12 protein-coding genes are annotated in these 17,518 nt (G+C 64.5%); 8 read left to right on the top strand and 4 right to left on the bottom strand.

Features of this window, described 5'->3' with window-relative positions; all coding sequences use genetic code 11:
- Positions 1-145 precede the first annotated feature (145 nt).
- Both RX331_RS05505 and RX331_RS05500 read left to right on the top strand, forming a co-directional pair.
- Positions 146-1,948, top strand: a complete 1,803-nt coding sequence (locus RX331_RS05505) for a tetratricopeptide repeat protein (RefSeq protein WP_317255615.1) — start codon at positions 146-148, stop codon at positions 1,946-1,948.
- Positions 1,949-2,103: 155 nt separating this feature from the next.
- Positions 2,104-2,775 (top strand): hypothetical protein, encoded by a 672-nt coding sequence (locus RX331_RS05500; RefSeq protein ID WP_317255614.1) that lies wholly within the window; start codon positions 2,104-2,106, stop codon positions 2,773-2,775.
- A 154-nt stretch (positions 2,776-2,929) separates the two neighbouring features.
- Here RX331_RS05500 and RX331_RS05495 read toward each other — a convergent pair whose 3' ends face one another.
- Positions 2,930-3,877, bottom strand: coding sequence for an alpha/beta hydrolase (locus tag RX331_RS05495; protein WP_317255613.1), 948 nt, complete (start codon positions 3,875-3,877; stop codon positions 2,930-2,932).
- 223 nt (positions 3,878-4,100) lie between these two features.
- On the opposite strand from RX331_RS05495, the gene RX331_RS05490 reads away from it, so the two are divergent.
- Together RX331_RS05490 and RX331_RS05485 are read left to right on the top strand one after the other, a co-directional pair.
- A complete protein-coding gene (locus RX331_RS05490) occupies positions 4,101-4,568 on the top strand; it encodes an Hsp20 family protein (RefSeq protein ID WP_317255612.1) in 468 nt (155 codons plus the stop codon).
- A gap of 191 nt (positions 4,569-4,759) precedes the next feature.
- On the top strand, positions 4,760-5,533 hold the full coding sequence (locus RX331_RS05485) for an alpha/beta hydrolase (protein ID WP_317255611.1): 774 nt from the start codon (positions 4,760-4,762) through the stop codon (positions 5,531-5,533).
- 189 nt (positions 5,534-5,722) lie between these two features.
- Here RX331_RS05485 and RX331_RS05480 read toward each other — a convergent pair whose 3' ends face one another.
- On the bottom strand, positions 5,723-6,508 hold the full coding sequence (locus tag RX331_RS05480) for a hypothetical protein (RefSeq protein ID WP_317255610.1): 786 nt from the start codon (positions 6,506-6,508) through the stop codon (positions 5,723-5,725).
- A gap of 482 nt (positions 6,509-6,990) precedes the next feature.
- On the opposite strand from RX331_RS05480, the gene gltB reads away from it, so the two are divergent.
- Positions 6,991-11,739, top strand: coding sequence for a glutamate synthase large subunit (gene gltB, locus RX331_RS05475; protein ID WP_317255609.1), 4,749 nt, complete (start codon positions 6,991-6,993; stop codon positions 11,737-11,739).
- Positions 11,740-11,884: 145 nt separating this feature from the next.
- A complete protein-coding gene (locus RX331_RS05470) occupies positions 11,885-13,354 on the top strand; it encodes a glutamate synthase subunit beta (protein ID WP_317255608.1) in 1,470 nt (489 codons plus the stop codon).
- A 148-nt stretch (positions 13,355-13,502) separates the two neighbouring features.
- On the opposite strand, the gene RX331_RS05465 is transcribed toward RX331_RS05470, so the two are convergent.
- Positions 13,503-15,212 (bottom strand): outer membrane beta-barrel protein, encoded by a 1,710-nt coding sequence (locus RX331_RS05465; protein WP_410708130.1) that lies wholly within the window; start codon positions 15,210-15,212, stop codon positions 13,503-13,505.
- A 189-nt stretch (positions 15,213-15,401) separates the two neighbouring features.
- On the opposite strand from RX331_RS05465, the gene RX331_RS05460 reads away from it, so the two are divergent.
- Positions 15,402-16,418, top strand: coding sequence for a KpsF/GutQ family sugar-phosphate isomerase (locus RX331_RS05460; RefSeq protein ID WP_317255605.1), 1,017 nt, complete (start codon positions 15,402-15,404; stop codon positions 16,416-16,418).
- A gap of 104 nt (positions 16,419-16,522) precedes the next feature.
- Here the strand turns inward: RX331_RS05460 and RX331_RS05455 are convergent, their stop codons facing one another.
- Positions 16,523-17,080, bottom strand: a complete 558-nt coding sequence (locus tag RX331_RS05455) for a carboxymuconolactone decarboxylase family protein (RefSeq protein WP_317255604.1) — start codon at positions 17,078-17,080, stop codon at positions 16,523-16,525.
- A gap of 72 nt (positions 17,081-17,152) precedes the next feature.
- On the opposite strand from RX331_RS05455, the gene RX331_RS05450 reads away from it, so the two are divergent.
- Positions 17,153-17,482, top strand: coding sequence for a helix-turn-helix domain-containing protein (locus tag RX331_RS05450; protein ID WP_317255603.1), 330 nt, complete (start codon positions 17,153-17,155; stop codon positions 17,480-17,482).
- Positions 17,483-17,518: the final 36 nt, after the last annotated feature.

Genomic DNA, 17,518 nt, shown 5'->3' with positions numbered 1-17,518 from the left:
TGCCAATCTGGAAGGATTGCAGTACTATCATGGGCAAATCGGCCTTCCACCAAATTGCGCATATTTTATAAACATTGGAATTGGTCGACTGAGCGCGTAGTGGTTATGCTGCGCACTCCGGCGCCGTTGGGGATATAGTGGGGAAATGGAAAGACGCTTGGCAGCCATCGTCTGCGCTGACGTCGCCGGCTATTCCCGCATGATGGGGGCCGACGAGGCGGGAACGCACGCCACGTTCAAGGCCCATCGCACCGCGATCTATCCGATCATCCTCAATCATGGCGGCCGTCTGGTGAAGAACACCGGCGACGGCTTTCTTCTGGAGTTTCCCTCCATCGTCGGGGCCATCGAGGCCGCGGTCGCCATGCAGATGGTGATGGCGGAACGGAATGAGCACCTGCCGTCCGACCGCATCATGCAGTTCCGCATGGGCATCCACATGGGCGACGTGATGGCCGACGAGGATGAGGTGTTCGGCGACGACGTCAACATCGCCGTCCGCCTCGAATCGGTGGCCGCTCCCGGTGGCGTCGCGGTCTCGGGCAAGGCCTGTCAGGAGGCCGGCAAACGTCTCAGCGTCACCTTCACCGACGCCGGTCCGCACCGCTTCAAGAACATCGAGGAGGCGATCCATGTCTGGACCTGGCGGCCCGAAGGCGCCAATGACGGCGCCCCGGTGCCGAAGGAGACATCGATCGGCCTGCCGTCCCACTATCGCACCGCGATCGTGGGCGTGCTTCCATTCGCCAATCTGAGCGAAAGCGCGGATGAGTATTTTTCCGACGGGCTGACTGAGGACCTGATCCATGCGCTCTCGCTGCAATCGTTCTACCGGGTACTGAGCCGGCCCTCGACGTTCTCGTTCAAGGGCAAGAACGTGAGCACGCGCCTGATCGCGCGCGAGATCGACGCCAGCTACCTGATCCAGGGTTCCGTGCGTCGCGCCGCCAACAAGATTCGCGTCACCGCCGAGCTGATCGCGCCCGAAACCGGCGAGCAATTATGGACTGGCCGGTTCGACCGCGACATGGGCGACCTGTTCGCCATGCAGGACGAGCTCACGACCAGCCTCTCAGCGGCAATCGCGGCCGAGATCTACCGGGCGGAAGCTTCCGCCCCGCCCCGCTCCTCGTCGAATGACATCACCGCCTGGGATCGCTTCCTCAAAGGGCTTTCCTACTACTACCTGCAGACCAAGGAGGATTTCGAAACCGCGATCGGACTGTTCAGGGAAGCCATCGCGCTCGACCCGACCCTGTCGATTGCCCGCGCCTATCTCGCCACCATCCAGATCCAGGCCATCCAGTTCGGCTGGATCAAGGGCACGCGCGAAGCGTGGGACAGCGCGATGAGCCTCGCCGAAAGCAGCGTCCGGCTCGATCCCCGCTCGTCCTTTGCATTTCAGAGCCTGAGCTTTCTGCATGCCGTCGAAGGACACTACGAGGCGGCGATGGACGCCGCCCGACGGGCCGTGTCGCTCAATCCGTACGATATGGGCGCGCGGGGCGTGCTCGGTGTGTGCCACCTGGTGTCCGGCGACCACCGACAGGCCGTCGAGCTGTTTACGGCGGCGTCGCAGCTTGGCAACAACGATCCCCGGTATCAGTGGTCTGCCGTGAATGCGTTCAGCCATTATCTGCTCGGACAGTATGACGCCTCGCTGTCATGGTCGCGCGAGCAGCTTTATGTGCATCCGAACCATCTTCAGGCGCTCGCGATACGTGCCGCGGCACTCGCGCAACTGGGGCGCACCGGGGAAGCGGTAAGCGCGACCGAGATTCTCTTGAGCAACTATCCGACCCTGACCGTCGACCGCCACTTGCGGAACTTCCGCTGGAAGCTGGCTGCCGACGTTGCGCACTATCGTGACGGCCTCGTGAAGGCGGGCGTTCCTTTCAGCAGGCTCACGCTCGTCGAATCCTCACCGAAGCTCGCTGCCGATTCCTGAGCGCGTGTGAACCGGTCAATTGACACGGCGCCGAATTCCGCCAAGACTTCCCTACACGCTGAAGTAGCGCCTCGCCGAATTTTCTTTTCAAACGTCACCCGCTTCGCGCCGGGGGACGGGCCATTTTCATGTTCGGCGCCTTTGAGGATTGAACCATGTCGGATCATGCGATTGCCACGACCCTGGGCGCAGCGCTCCCCGGACAGTTTCCCGTCTCAACCAACAATCCCTGTCCATTCCTGCGCGCGCTGGTCGCGGGCGGCTATGTCGGCGGCCATGTCGTGCCGCTTTCAGAGCTCGCCGAAATGGTCGGGTGTGCCAGCGGCGAGACCGGATCCGCCCTGACCAAGGTGCATATCGAAACGCGGATGGTTGCCGGTATCGCCAACGGGCTCGGACCGGTGAGCGTGTTCAAGAGCGCCACCTCGGGCGCCGTGCTCGACGAGCTCCGCAACGGCCCGCTCGACAAGCATGGCGGCGGATCGCGCATTCTCGATGCCGAAGCGCAGGTTCACGAGGATCAGATCGAGCGGCTCGCCAGCTTCGGCAAGGACTGCAAGGACCCTGCAGGCGGCATCGAAACCGGGCTGACGGCGAAGGAGATCGAGGCCTTCATGGCGGCCAATATCAAGCGCGATGGCGACGCGGCGCGCTGGTACTTCCCGATCCTGATGAAGGGCGAATGGCCGGTGCTGCTGAAAATCCTCGGCAAGGGCGAAGGCGAAGCGCGCTACCTCAGCGTCGCCGAAGTCAGGACGCTATTCGTCGAGCGGCGGCTGCCCGAGCGCATTACGGCAAGGCTGCCGAAGCCGGCGGCAAAAATATAAACACGCGTGTCCCGGACGCGGTGCAGCGTGCAACGCTGCTCCGCAGAGCCGGGACCTTTCTCCGCAGCGAATGGACCCCGGGTTAGCAGCGCACCACGCCGCAAGTGCGGCGTGCTGCGCGGCACCCGGGGAACGCAAGTGGAGAGAAAGACAATCACTTGAACAGCGGCGTGCCCGGTACGAAGGCGTCGAACGCCGCCCAGAATTGGCTGCGGTAGCGGTCCTGCTCCTGCAGGATCTCGTGCTTGGAGCCGGCGATGACGAGATGTGAGCCGGCGCGCAGGTGATAGGCGAACTCCTCGATCGCGGCGGTGGAGACGATGGTGTCGTTGCTCGCCGCCAGCATCAGGATCGGCTGGCGAATTTCGGACGGGTAGTTCATGCCGCGAAACGTATTCATCGCCCGGAAGGCGGTATCGGCCCAGGCGACCGTCGGCGAGCCGAGGCCGAGCGTCGGGTCTTCCTCGAAGATCGCAGCATTGCGGGCGTAGCGGACGGGATCGCTGGTGAAGGGGTTGTTGATGAACGATTCTGTGCCGGTCAGCCTGTCGCCGCCACCGGGCACGTAGCGGCCGCCCTGCCCCATCAGCCGCATCACACGAAGCAGCGCCCGTGCCGGAAATGCAGTCGTGCGCCCCGGCAGGTCGATCATCGGCGCCGACAGCACCATGCGGTCGAACCAGCGCTTTCCGGCATGCGCGATCCGCAGCATCACGGCGCCGCCCATCGAATGCGCCAGCGCGAAAAAGGGCGGCGGGCAATCCGGCAGCACCACCTGCTGCACGAAGGTCTCGACGTCGACCTCGTAATCGGAGAAATCGCGGACATAGCCCTTGCGCGGATCGCGCAGCCGGCGCGAGGAATGCCCCTGGCCGCGCCAGTCGATCATCGCCACCGCAAAGCCGCGGTCGCGCAGGTCGCGCACCGTCTCGAAATATTTCTCGATCGGCTCGCTGCGCCCGGTGAAGACGCACACCGTGCCCTTGCGCCCGGCCGGCGGCGCCCAGCGCGCGAACCGCAGTTCCGCGCCGTCCGGCGTCTTGATCGTGCCCGAGACGACATCCTCCGGAACCGGATTGGCGGGAATCGAGACGAGCGTCATGACGGGGCAACCGGCTAGGTGAAAAGGGCTGGAAATCAAGGCGGGAAGCGCAAAAAAGCGGCCTGTTTCGCCCCTCTTGAACGCCGTTTCACCCCTCCCATATCATTTCTGTGCAGGCCGCTACCAGTGTTTCGGATCGCTCCAGACACAAGGCTGCACGGACCACGGCCCGGCCCGATAGCGGGCGGGTAATCGAAACAGTCGCTCAATGGAGGACTACCTTATGCGTACCTATGATCTCACCCCGTTTTATCGTTCCACCGTCGGCTTCGACCGCTTCTTCAACCTGCTTGACCAGGTGACCTCAGACGGCAGCCCCGGTTATCCGCCCTACAATATCGAGCGCACCGGTGAGAACGCCTACCGCATCAGCGTTGCGGTCTCCGGCTTCTCCCAAGGCGAGCTTTCGATCGTCGCGAAGGAAAACACGCTGACGATCAAGGGCGAGAAATCCGCCAACGAGAACGGCAAGGATAAATCCGAAGTGCTCTATCGCGGCATCGCCGCGCGCGCCTTCGAGCGCGTGTTCCAGCTTGCCGATTTCGTGCAGGTGAAGAACGCCTCGCTCGAGAACGGCCTGCTCCATGTCGATCTCGTCCGCGAGATCCCCGAGGCCAAAAAGCCGCGTAGCATTCCGATCAACTCGGGCGCGCAGGCCCCGCAGGTGGTCGACGCTTCCGTCGCCGCGTAACGCAGCGAGGCTTTCGGCCGATATTGGCTGAATGCGAAAACGCCCCGGGAAACCGGGGCGTTTTTCTGTGGGCAACACTGCATTCTTGCCAGCTCTCAAGCTGCATCACGTCGGCGTGACGACCGTAACGATGGCGCCGATCCCGTCGAATTTGTCAACGAGCCGGGACAACCAGATTACGGAACGGACCAATGAACATCTTACGAACACTGACAGTCGTTACCGCCCTCCTTGCCGGAGCGCTCGGCATGCAGACAGCGCCGGCGCTCGCCGCCGCACCGGAAAAGGTCAAGAACGTCGTGCTGGTGCACGGCGCCTGGGCCGACGGATCGAGCTGGTCGAAAGTCATTCCGCGGCTGCAGGCGGCGGGCCTCCACGTCACCGCGGTCCAGAATCCACTGAACTCGCTGGAAGACTCGGTCGCAGCCACGCGCCGCGCGCTGGCGCAGCAGGACGGTCCCACCGTGCTGGTGGCGCACTCCTGGGGCGGCACGGTCATCAGCGAAGTCGGCAATGACCCGAAGGTCACGGGGCTGGTCTATATCGCGGCGCGCGCCCCCGATGCCGGCGAGGATTTCGTGGCGCTGTCGCAAAAGTTTCCAACGGGCCCGGCGCGCGCCGGCATTCAGGAGCATGACGGCTTCACCAAACTGTCCGAGGACGCGTTCCTGAAATATTTCGCCAATGGCGTCGACCGCAAAACCGCGGAAGTCCTTTACGCCGTGCAAGAGCCGACCGCAGCTTCGCTGTTCGCTGGCCGCACCACGGCCGCCGCCTGGCGCAGCAAGCCGAGCTGGTATGCCGTGTCGAAGCAGGACTACACGATTAACCCCGATCTCGAACGCTTCCTCGCCAAGCGCATGAATGCAACGACCGTCGAACTGGATGCCGGCCACCTGTCGCTGGTGTCGCAGCCGGACAAGGTCGCCGATCTGATCCTGGCGGCCGCCGGCCGGCACGAATAGTGTGCCGCAATGAAAAAAACGCCCCCGGGGGGACCGGGGCGTTTTTCTTCTCACGTCATTCCGGGGCGCGCGAAGCGCGAACTATGGTGCGCAATTGCGCACCTGAGAATCTCGAGATTCCCCGATGCGTAATTGCGCATCTGCGGTCTGGTCCTTGACCATCCCGGAATGACGTCGCGCTTAGTAATCCTACTCCAGCCCCTGCGCGTTCGGCATATCCTGGGTCGGCGCAATCTTGGGCTCAGGCTTGGCCGGGACAGTCCCGGTCACAGCCGGTGCAGTCGCAGCCGCCTGCGCCTCGGTCGGCTTCGGTACAGGCGCCGCGGCCTGCTGGACCGGCGCCTGCGCAGGCTTGGCGGCGATCGGACTGGCCTTCGGCACCGGCACGCTGCGGCTCGCCACTTGCGCGGCTGGCTTCGGCGCCCGCGGCGCGGCCTGGACATGGACTGGATTTTGGGCTGAAGCCTGGGGCGATCCTTGAGCCGGAGCCTGGATTGCAGCCTGGCCTGGCGCATGGGCCTGCGGCACCGGCCCCATCGAGGGACTGCCGAGGGCGCTCTGGTCTTCGTAGAAATTGTCGCCCGTTCGGTAGGGCACGAAACGGATGATCCGGCCGTTGCGGGCGTCGATCACCAGCCGACCGTCCTCGCCGCCCCTGTCGAGCGCCGAGATCGTATAGACGAAGCCGCGCAGCCGCGGGATGCCGAGCGGCGAGAAGCCGTTGTCGCGCAGCACGGAATAGACTTCGGTCGACGGCAACAGGCCGGGACCGGGGGCGTATCCGTATTGCGGCCCGGGAACGTAGTCCGGACCGGGCGCGTATCGCGGCCCGCGGACCATCGGTGGCGCGACCGCAGCGTCGAAATCCGATGCTGCCACGTATGGCGAACGTTCATGGGGTCCGGGCACCTGCGCCTGCGCGCCGCCCGCCAAAAGGACCAGTCCCGCCACCAAAGATCCCGTGAACAACTTCATTATCGAAAGCTCCTGTAAGCCCCGCAGCCGCCGGGCCTGGCGGGAGCATTTCGCTCTCTCGCCCGTTGACCCGCGGCGAATTTCGTTAGGAAATCCGGCGGTCCTTGGGCCGGATCGGGGCACGCCGCTGCCGCAAAGCCTTACACGGCAGCTTTTCCCCGGCTCCGAGGCCCGAATCCGCATGCGGGCGAGGACTTTCACGCGCTTGTGTGATAGAGAAAAATTTGGCATGGTCGAAGTTAGGACAGTATCACTGTCTCAATTGCGGAGCTGTCCCGGCACAGGGATTGCAACGAAACCGTGGCGCCACGAGCTCCAGGGCAGTGCAGGCAAGGCCGTTCCTCAGGGACGTTGAACGGGAAAGCCTGAATTTAAGAAATAGCGGCTCGCGGCGGACGAGCGGTGGCCCGGTGGGTGCCGCAAGCGTCCAAGGTGCGCCGACGATGCGGTGAGGCCCTTTAGCCTTTTTTGAGAGGAATGAAATGAGCGGGTCGGAATTCGAGCGCGAAAACATCGTGGCAGAAACCCTGTCGGCGACCGCGGCTTCGAAACCGGCCGACACGTTGCTTGAGGATCCTCGGCGCGAGCATGATTGGCGCCCGCCGGCCGAAGGCCTGTACGACCTCAGCCTGGAAAAGGATTCCTGCGGCGTCGGCTTCATCGCCAACATCAAGGGCCGGAAGTCGCATCAGATCGTCTCCGACGCGCTCAACATTCTCTGCAATCTCGAGCATCGCGGCGCCGTTGGCGCCGACCCGCGCGCCGGCGACGGCGCTGGCATTCTGGTGCAGATCCCGCACGCCTTCTTCGTCCGTAAGGCCGCCGAGATCGGCTTCGAGCTGCCGGAGCCCGGCCACTACGCGATCGGCGCGCTGTTCATGCCGAAAGAGACGGCGTGGCGAAAGGTGATCCAGAGCATCATCGCTGACCAGATCAAGGAAGAAGGCTTGCTGCTGCTCGGCTGGCGCGACGTGCCGTCCGACAATGCTTCGCTCGGCGTCACCGTCAAGCCGACCGAGCCCTACCACATGCAGGTGTTCATCGGCCGCAACGGCACAGCGAAGACCGACGAGGAGTTCGAGCGCCGGCTCTACATCCTGCGCAAGTCGATCTCGCAGGCGATCTATCAGCGCCGCGACCGCGGCATGGCCGGCTATTACCCGGTCTCGCTGTCGTGCCGCACCGTGATTTACAAGGGCATGTTCCTGGCCGACCAGCTCGGCAAGTACTATCCCGATTTGCACGAGAAGGATTTCGAGAGCGCGCTCGCGCTGGTGCATCAGCGCTTCTCGACCAACACCTTCCCGACCTGGTCGCTGGCGCATCCGTACCGGATGATCGCCCATAACGGCGAGATCAACACGCTGCGCGGCAACGTCAACTGGATGGCGGCCCGCCAGGCCTCCGTGCATTCGGAACTCTATGGCAAGGACATCAGCCGCCTGTGGCCGATCTCCTATGAAGGCCAGAGCGACACCGCCTGCTTCGACAACGCGCTCGAATTCCTGGTGCAGGGCGGCTACTCGCTGCCGCACGCGGTGATGATGATGATTCCGGAAGCGTGGGCCGGCAATCCCCTGATGGATGAGCAGCGCCGCGCCTTCTACGAATATCACGCCGCGCTGATGGAGCCGTGGGACGGCCCCGCCGCGATCGCGTTCACCGATGGCCGTCAGATCGGCGCCACGCTGGACCGCAACGGTCTGCGTCCGGCGCGCTATCTCGTCACCAAGGACGACCGCATCTTGATGGCGTCCGAAATGGGCGTACTCAAGATTCCCGAGGACGAGATCGTCACCAAGTGGCGGCTGCAGCCCGGCAAGATGCTGCTGGTTGACCTCGAACAGGGACGGTTGATCCCGGACGACGAGATCAAGGCAACGCTGGCCAAGAGCCATCCCTACAGCGACTGGCTGCATCGCACCCAGCTCGTGCTGGAGGAATTGCCGGACGCGCCCGTCAAGGGCATGCGCTCGAACCTGCCGCTGCTCGACCGGCAGCAGGCGTTCGGCTATTCGCAGGAAGACATCAACATCCTGATGACGCCGATGGCGGCGACCGGCGAGGAAGCCGCCGGATCGATGGGCAACGACACGCCGATCTCCGCGCTGTCGGACCGGCCGAAGGCGCTCTTCACCTACTTCAAGCAGAATTTTGCGCAGGTCACCAACCCGCCGATCGACCCGATCCGTGAGGAACTGGTGATGAGCCTCGTCTCGATCATCGGGCCGCGGCCGAACCTGTTCGACCTGCAGGGCATGGCCTCGACCAAGCGGCTTGAAGTACGCCAGCCGATCCTGACCGATGCTGACCTGGAAAAGATCCGCTCGATCTCCGAGGTGGCCGATACCCATTTCAAGTCGCGCACGCTCGACACCACCTTCCACGCCGGCTTCGGCGCGGCGGGGATGGAGCAGGTGCTCGACGAGCTCTGCGCGCGCGCGGAAGGAGCGGTGCGCGAAGGCGTCAACATCATCATCCTGTCCGACCGCATGGCCGGCACCGACCGGATTCCGATCCCCTCGCTGCTCGCCTGCGCCGCCGTGCATCATCATCTGATCCGCACCGGCCTGCGCACCTCGGTCGGCATCGTCGTCGAATCCGGCGAGCCGCGCGAAGTGCATCATTTCGCATGCTTGGCCGGCTACGGCGCCGAAGCGATCAATCCGTACCTGGCGTTCGAAACCATCATCGCGATGAAAGACCGCCTGCCCGGCGCACTCGACGACTATGAGATTGTCAAGCGCTACATCAAGTCGATCGGCAAGGGCCTGCTCAAGGTGATGTCCAAGATGGGCATCTCGACCTACCAGTCCTATTGCGGCGCGCAAATTTTTGACGCGGTCGGGTTGAAGGCCGATTTCGTTGCCAAGTATTTTGCCGGCACCCACACCCGCATCGAGGGCGTGGGCCTTGCCGAAATCGCCGAGGAAACCGCGCGCCGCCACGCCGACGCGTTCGGCGAGGCGCAGGTCTACAAGAGCGCGCTCGACGTCGGCGGCGAATATGCCTACCGCACCCGCGGCGAGGACCATGCCTGGACGGCCGAATCCGTCTCCACGCTGCAGCACGCCGTGCGCGGCAACTCGCAGGAGCGCTACCGCGCCTTCGCAAAGATCCTCAACGAGCAGTCCGAGCGGCTGCTGACGCTGCGCGGCCTGTTCCGGGTCAAGACCGCCGAGGATGAGAAGCGCAAGCCGGTGAAGCTCGACCAGGTCGAGCCGGCATCCGAAATCGTCAAGCGTTTCGCCACCGGCGCCATGTCGTTCGGCTCGATCTCGCGCGAGGCGCACACCACGCTCGCAATCGCCATGAACCGGATCGGCGGCAAGTCGAACACCGGCGAAGGCGGCGAAGAGGCCGATCGCTTCAAGCCGATGGCGAACGGCGATTCGATGCGCTCGGCGATCAAGCAGGTCGCCTCGGGCCGCTTCGGCGTGACGACGGAATATCTCGTCAACTCCGACATGATGCAGATCAAGATGGCGCAGGGCGCCAAGCCCGGCGAAGGCGGTCAGTTGCCCGGCCACAAGGTCGACGCGACCATCGCGCGCGTGCGGCATTCGACGCCCGGCGTCGGCCTGATCTCGCCGCCCCCGCATCACGACATCTATTCGATCGAGGATCTGGCGCAGCTGATCTATGACCTCAAAAACGTCAATCCGGACGGTCAGGTCTCGGTCAAGCTGGTCTCCGAAATCGGCGTCGGCACGGTGGCCGCGGGCGTTGCCAAGGCACGCGCCGACCATGTCACGATCGCAGGCTTCGAGGGCGGCACCGGCGCCTCCCCCCTCACCTCGATCAAGCATGCCGGCTCGCCGTGGGAAATCGGCCTTGCCGAAACCCATCAGACGCTGGTGCGCGAGCGGCTGCGCAGCCGCATCGTCGTGCAGGTCGACGGCGGCTTCCGCACCGGGCGCGACGTCGTGATCGGCGCGCTGCTGGGTGCCGACGAGTTCGGCTTCGCTACCGCGCCGTTGATCGCGGCGGGCTGCATCATGATGCGCAAGTGCCATCTCAATACCTGCCCGGTCGGCGTCGCGACTCAGGACCCGGTGCTGCGCAAGCGCTTCACCGGCCAGCCCGAGCACGTCATCAACTACTTCTTCTTCGTCGCCGAGGAAGTCCGCGAGATCATGGCTTCCCTCGGCTACAAGAAGTTCGACGAGATGGTCGGCCAGACCCAGATGCTCGACCAGTCCAAGCTGGTGGCGCACTGGAAGGCCAAGGGCCTCGATTTCTCAAAGCTGTTCGTGCGGCAGAAGGAAGAGAAGGGCCAGAAGATCTACCACGCCGAGCCGCAGAACCATCATTTGGAGAAGGTGCTGGACCGCCGGCTGATCGAGAAGGCGCAAGCCGCGCTCGACCGCGGCGCTCCGGTAAAAATCGAGGAAGAGATCAACAACACCGACCGCTCCGCCGGCGCGATGCTGTCAGGCGCGGTCGCCAAGATCTATGGCCACGCCGGATTGCCGCATGACACCATTCAGGTCAGCCTGAAGGGCACCGCGGGCCAGGCGTTCGGCGCGTGGCTTGCCGCCGGCATCACCTTCGAGCTCGAAGGCGAAGGCAACGACTATGTCGGCAAGGGCCTGTCGGGCGGCCGCATCATCGTCAAGCCGCCTCGGAATTCCGGCATCGTGCCGGAGGAATCCATCATCGTCGGCAACACGGTGATGTACGGCGCGATCGAGGGCGAATGCTATTTCCGCGGCATCGCCGGCGAGCGTTTTGCGGTGCGTAACTCCGGTGCGGTTGCGGTGGTCGAAGGCGCCGGCGACCATTGCTGCGAATACATGACCGGCGGCATCGTGGTGGTGCTCGGCAAGACCGGGCGCAACTTCGCGGCCGGCATGTCGGGGGGCATTGCCTACGTGCTGGACGAGACCGGCGACTTCGCAAGACTCTGCAACATGGCGATGGTGGAGCTGGAGCCGGTGCTCTCGGAAGAGCTGATCAACGCCAACACCTACCACCACTCCGGCGATCTCGAAGCGCATGGCAGGGTCGATGTGTTCCAGAACTTGCTGTCGTCCGATGTCGAGCGGCTGCACGTCCTGATCACACGCCACGCCAAGCTGACCGGCTCCAAGAAGGCCGCCGAGATCCTCGCGAACTGGAAGGCCTGGCTGCCGAAATTCCGGAAAGTGATGCCGGTGGAATACCGCCGCGCGCTGAAGGAAATGAAGGCAAATGCCGACGCCGAGCCAAAAATCGCGATCGGGGCTTGATTACAACAAGCCCGTCATTGCGAGCGCAGCGAAGCAATCCATCGCTCCACAAGCCGAACCATGGATTGCTTCGTCGCCAGCGCACCTCGCAATGCCAGAGGCAGGACGAAACAAACGAACGCAAGATGCAGGGGCATCAGGTTTAATGGGCAAGATCACAGGTTTTCTCGAGATCGACCGGCACGACCGCAAATACACGCCCGTCGAAGAGCGGGTGAAGCACTACCGCGAATTCGTCATTCCCTTGAGCGAGAAGGACACCCGCGACCAGGCCGCGCGCTGCATGAATTGCGGCATCCCCTATTGCCACGGCACCGGCTCGGTGGCGCCGGGAACGCCGGGCTGCCCGGTTAACAACCAGATCCCCGATTTCAACGACCTCGTCTATCAGGGCAACTGGGAAGAGGCCTCGCGCAACCTGCACTCGACCAACAATTTCCCCGAATTCACCGGCCGCATCTGCCCGGCGCCGTGCGAGGCGTCCTGCACGCTCAACATCGACGACAACCCGGTCACCATCAAGACCATCGAATGCGCCATTGTCGATCGCGCCTGGGACAATGGCTGGCTGAAGCCGGAGATTCCTGCGGCGAAGACCGGCAAGAAGGTTGCGATCGTCGGCTCCGGCCCTGCCGGCCTTGCCGCAGCGCAACAGCTCGCGCGCGCCGGCCATGACGTCCATGTCTACGAGAAGTTTGCCAAGGCCGGGGGATTGCTTCGCTACGGCATTCCCGACTTCAAGATGGAAAAGCACGTCATCGACCGCCGTGTGGCGCAGATGGAGGCCGAGGGCGTGACGTTCCATTACGGCGTCCATGTCGGCGGCACCTCGCAAGGAAATGGTCAAGGCGCGATCGATCCGCGCGAACTGCTCGCCCAGTATGACGCGGTGGCACTGACCGGCGGCGCCGAAGCCGGCCGCGATCTGCCGATTCCGGGCCGCGAGCTCGACGGCATCCACTTTGCCATGGATTTCCTGCCGCAGCAGAACCGCCGCGTTTCCTCGGAGTCGCTCGGCGGCGCCAAGGACATTCTGGCCGGCGGCAAGAATGTCGTCGTGATCGGCGGCGGCGATACCGGCTCCGACTGCATCGGCACCTCTTTCCGGCAGGGCGCAAAATCCGTGACCCAGCTCGAGATCATGCCGGCCCCGCCCGAGCACGAGAACAAGGGCATCACCTGGCCGAACTGGCCGCTGAAGATGCGAACCTCGTCGAGCCAGGCCGAAGGCGCGACCCGCGAATTCGCCGTGCTGACGCAAAAATTCTCCGGCGCTGACGGCAAGGTGCAGAAGCTGCATTGCGTCAAGGTCGACGACAAGTTCAAGCCGCTGCCCGGCACCGAGTTCGAACTCGACGCGCAGCTCGTGCTGCTCGCCATGGGCTTCGTGCATCCCGTGCACGAGGGCATGCTGAAGACGCTCGGCGTCGACCTCGACCAGCGCGGCAACGTCCGCGCCAACACGCAAGATTACCGGACCTCGCTGCCGAACGTGTTCTCGGCCGGCGACATGCGCCGCGGCCAGTCGCTGGTGGTCTGGGCGATCCGCGAGGGCCGCCTGTGCGCGCGCGCGATCGATCAGTACCTGATGGGCTCGACCACGCTGCCGCGGTGAAGCTGTCTCCTCCTACGCGACTGTCATGGCCCGCGAAGGCGGGCGATCCAGTATTCCAGAGACTTCTGAGAGATTCGGATAGGCTGCGGCGTACTGGATGCCCCGCATGCGCGGGGCATGACGATTGAGCGTGGGACGGGCACGCTGCTCAATTCTGCACCCTCACCCCCAGCATCACCACCGTCGACGCCGTGCTATTCTCCGGTAAATTCGACTCCAGCCAACCTCTTGCCAGCGTGCCGCGGAGCCAGAGGTTGCGGTTCAGCTTGTAGATGGCTTCGCCTGACACCGTGTAGATCTTGTCGCGCCTGGGATTGCCCTGGTAGTCGAGATCCCCCCAGGTGAACTTGCCTATCGCGGTCAGCCAGCGTCGGAAGTCGTGGTCGACCTCGACGGTATAGATATGCGTCAGCACGCCCGACGTGCCCGGCAGCGTTGTCTCGGTGATCGTGGTGTCGGAATAGAATTTGGCCGTCGTCAGCGGCGTCGCGGTCCACACCAGTGAGGACGAGACGAGCAGACCTTCCAGGCGGTTCAGCCTGGGATCGACATAGTCGCGCATGGCGTAGCCGACGGCGATTTCGCCGGTCAATAGCCGCGAGAATTCGAAGCTGGTGCCACCCTTGGCATAGCCGCCCGCGGAATCGCGTGCAAAGCCGCTGCGGTCGAGCCTGAGGTCGTGCACGCGACTGTCGCCCTGTATTTCCACGAACGGCTTGAGGCCGGGTCGCAGATCGTAGCTGACGCGACCGACGCCGCCATACTGGGTGAAGTTGCGGTCGTCGTTGGTGCTCGAGGTGCCGTCGGTGAGCTTTGAATCCGTGTAGTCGGTGCGGTCGACGGTGGCGCCGGCGGACACCTGCAGACGGTTGAAGGTCTGGTCGACGCCGATCGTGCTGCCTACCGTGGTGAAGATCGGATATCTGGCGAGACCCGACTGCACGTTCGGGCTGCCCGGATTGTCGGTCGAGAGGAACAGCCGGCCCTGCGCGGTCAGCCGCGTATCGCGGCTGACGTCGAGCCGGCCGTCGACATGGCCGATGAAATTGGGCCGGTCGATATCGAGCGGCGCCGATAGCGGTGTGCCGTCGGCGTTCGGCGTCAGGTTGCTGGTGTAGCCGGTGAAGGAGCCGCGGAGGTCGGCGACCAGCGCGTGACGCTCCCAGTCGGAGACCGCCAGAAATTCCGGCGCGACCACGTAGACCGGCCTGCCCTGCTCCGCGGCGAGACGGCCGGGATTGGTGTCGTAGCCTGCGGAGACTTCGACTGCTGACTTGATCAGGAAACTGCCGGCGTAGTCGCCGACCGCGCCGAACGGATCGTCATCGCCCCTAAGGCGCTTGCGCGGCGGCTGTCCGACGATTGTGCCCGCCACCGCCGGCGGGATCGGTGTCTTGTGCGCCGACTCCGACGGCGGAATCGAGAGCCGCAGCGGCGTATTGGCAGCGATCGCCGGCCGTGGCGGGCTGCCCGGCCCGATCGGCGGCTTCGGCCTCGGCTGAGCCGGATAATATTTCGGCTGCTTGCGCTTGCGGTTGAGCGAGTCGTAGCCGGTATCGGCGGCACCGGTCGCGGCCGGCAGGCCATATTTCGGGATCGGCCCCGTCCGCCGCGGCGCGGGCTGCTCATTCTCGGGGAGTTTTGGGCTGGTGAGCGGATCGTTCACTTCCGCCGCGGTTCGGCGCAGCGGCGAATCCAGCGGCGCGGTCTGGCTGGTGCGGCGCGAACTGAACAAATCAGGCGTGACGGTCTGTGCCTGCACCGCGGTTCCCGACAGCGCGATCAGCGCAAGGCACGGCAAGGCGACGCCAAGGATGCGCGCGCGCCCTCTTCGGCCCGTTGCTGGCCCCACCCTCACGACAAATATACCCCAACCAAAACAGTCACTTAGCCGACGCGCTCCACGCGCTTGGGCGGAACAGGTCGTTAATGGAGTTAAAACAATTATGGTTAATGAGCCGTTGAGGGCGTCCCCTCGCGTCGCATCGCTGACGCGGCCATGCTATGGACGGCTTTGGCGCGTAGCGCCTTTCTCCCTGGAACAGACATGGCCAATCCGCATCCGCTGATGACAAACTCATCTGGCACCGACCAAGCCGACTCCGCCGTCGCGTCGGCCCTGCGCACACTCGACGCCGAGGGCAGCGGCATCGCCGCGCTGACGGCGGCGCTGCAGTCCGGCCTCCGCGCGCCCTTCACCGCCGCCACCGACCTGATCCGGAACGCCGAGGGACGGCTAATCGTGACCGGGCTCGGCAAGTCCGGCCATATTGGCCGCAAGGTCGCCGCGACCTTCGCCTCGACCGGCACGCCAGCGTTCTTCGTCCATGCCGCCGAGGCGAGCCACGGCGACCTCGGCATGATCACGGCCGACGACGTTATTTTGGCGTTGTCCTGGTCCGGCGAGCAGCCGGAGATGAAGAATCTGATCAGCTATGCCGCGCGGTTCCGGATTGCCGTGATCGCGATGACGGCGGAGCGGGAATCCTCGCTCGCCAAGGCCGCCGACATCGCGCTGACGCTGCCGAAGGCGCGCGAGGCCTGCCCGCACAATTTGGCGCCGACCACCTCCTCGCTGATGATGCTGGCGCTCGGCGACGCACTGGCGATCGCGCTGCTCGAAGGCCGCGGATTTACCCAAACCGATTTCAGCGTGCTGCATCCCGGCGGCAAGCTCGGCGCGATGCTGAAATACACCCGCGACCTCATGCACGCAGGCGACGCGGTGCCGCTGAAACCGCTTGGCACCAAAATGTCCGAGGCGCTGGTCGAGATGACGTCGAAGGGCTTTGGCTGCGTCGGCATCGTCGACGCGCGTGGCTATCTCGCCGGCATCGTCACCGACGGCGATTTGCGCCGGCACATGGATCATCCCGACCTGATGGCTGCGACCGTCGACGAGGTGATGACCAAGAATCCGAAGACGATCGACCGCGACGTTCTGGCCGGCGAGGCGCTGGAAATCCTCAACTCCTCGAAGATCACGACGCTGATCGTCACCGACGGCAGCAAGCCGGTCGGTATCGTGCACCTGCACGACTTTTTGCGCGCGGGGGTGGCGTAAGCGGCGGTCTCTCCGCCGTCATTGCGAGGAGCAGCGCGACGAAGCAATCCACCTATCCGTCATGCCGCCAGATCGATTGCTTCGCTTCGCTCGCAATGACGCGGTTAGGTCTGTGCCGGAAACCGCACCGCCTTCTCCTCCAGCGGCAATGCCAATCCATTCGCCAGATACGACACCGTGCGATAGAATCCGCACAGCAGGATGATCTCGAATATCTGCGCCTCGCCATAATGCGCCGACAGGCCAGCGAACTCGGTGTCGCTGAGCGTGGCGCGCTCGTGCAGCGCATCGACGGCGGCGATTAACGCTTGCTCCGCCGGTGACCAGCATGCCGCATCGGCGGCGCCTGTCACGGTAGCGCGAACCTCTTCTTCCGTCAGGCGCGCAGCCTCGGCGAACATTGCGACATGCACGCCCCATTCATATTCGCAGCCGGTTCGCGCGCAGGTGCGGTCGATGACGATCTCGCGCTCGCGCAAGCTGAGCGGTCCGCGGTCGAGCAGGCTGCCGGCCGTGAATTTCTCCCAGGCGCGGGCGCTGCCGGCGATGACGCGGAACAGCATCAGCGGCGGCGCACCGCGCATGATGCGGTCGAAGTGCGCGGCAATCTCCGGGGCATAAGGCGGCTCGAGCGGGGCGATGCGCTGTGAGCTCTGGGACATGGCCAGCTCCTATGCTACAAATAATGTAGCACAACGCTACATTATTTGTAGCGGAACGCAAGAGGTTCTTCCATGCCGAAACCGACCGCGACCAAACGCGCCGTCCGCGGCTCCCGGACCGGCCGGCCGATTATGGCGCTGCTCGATCTGCTCGGCCGCCGCTGGACCTTGCGGATCGTCTGGGAGCTGCGCGACCGGTCGCTCACCTCCCGCGCGCTCCGCACCGCCTGCGACGACGCCTCGCCGACGGTGATGCAAGCCCGCCTCTCCGAGCTGCGCGGGGCCGGCCTCGTCGAACTCCTGACCGGTGACGGCTATCGCCTGACGCCACTCGGCCTGGAGCTGATGGAAAGCTTCCAGCCGCTGCATCGTTTCGCCGAGCGGTGGAGCAGGCGAAGTTGATCCCTTCAGCCTCGCCCCGCTTGCGGGGAGAGGTCG

It is taken from the genome of Bradyrhizobium sp. BWA-3-5, assembly GCF_032917985.1.
Classification (GTDB): Bacteria; Pseudomonadota; Alphaproteobacteria; order Rhizobiales; family Xanthobacteraceae; genus Bradyrhizobium.
Note: the sequence above shows the minus strand (reverse complement) of the source record. Positions and strands in the feature narration are given on the sequence as shown.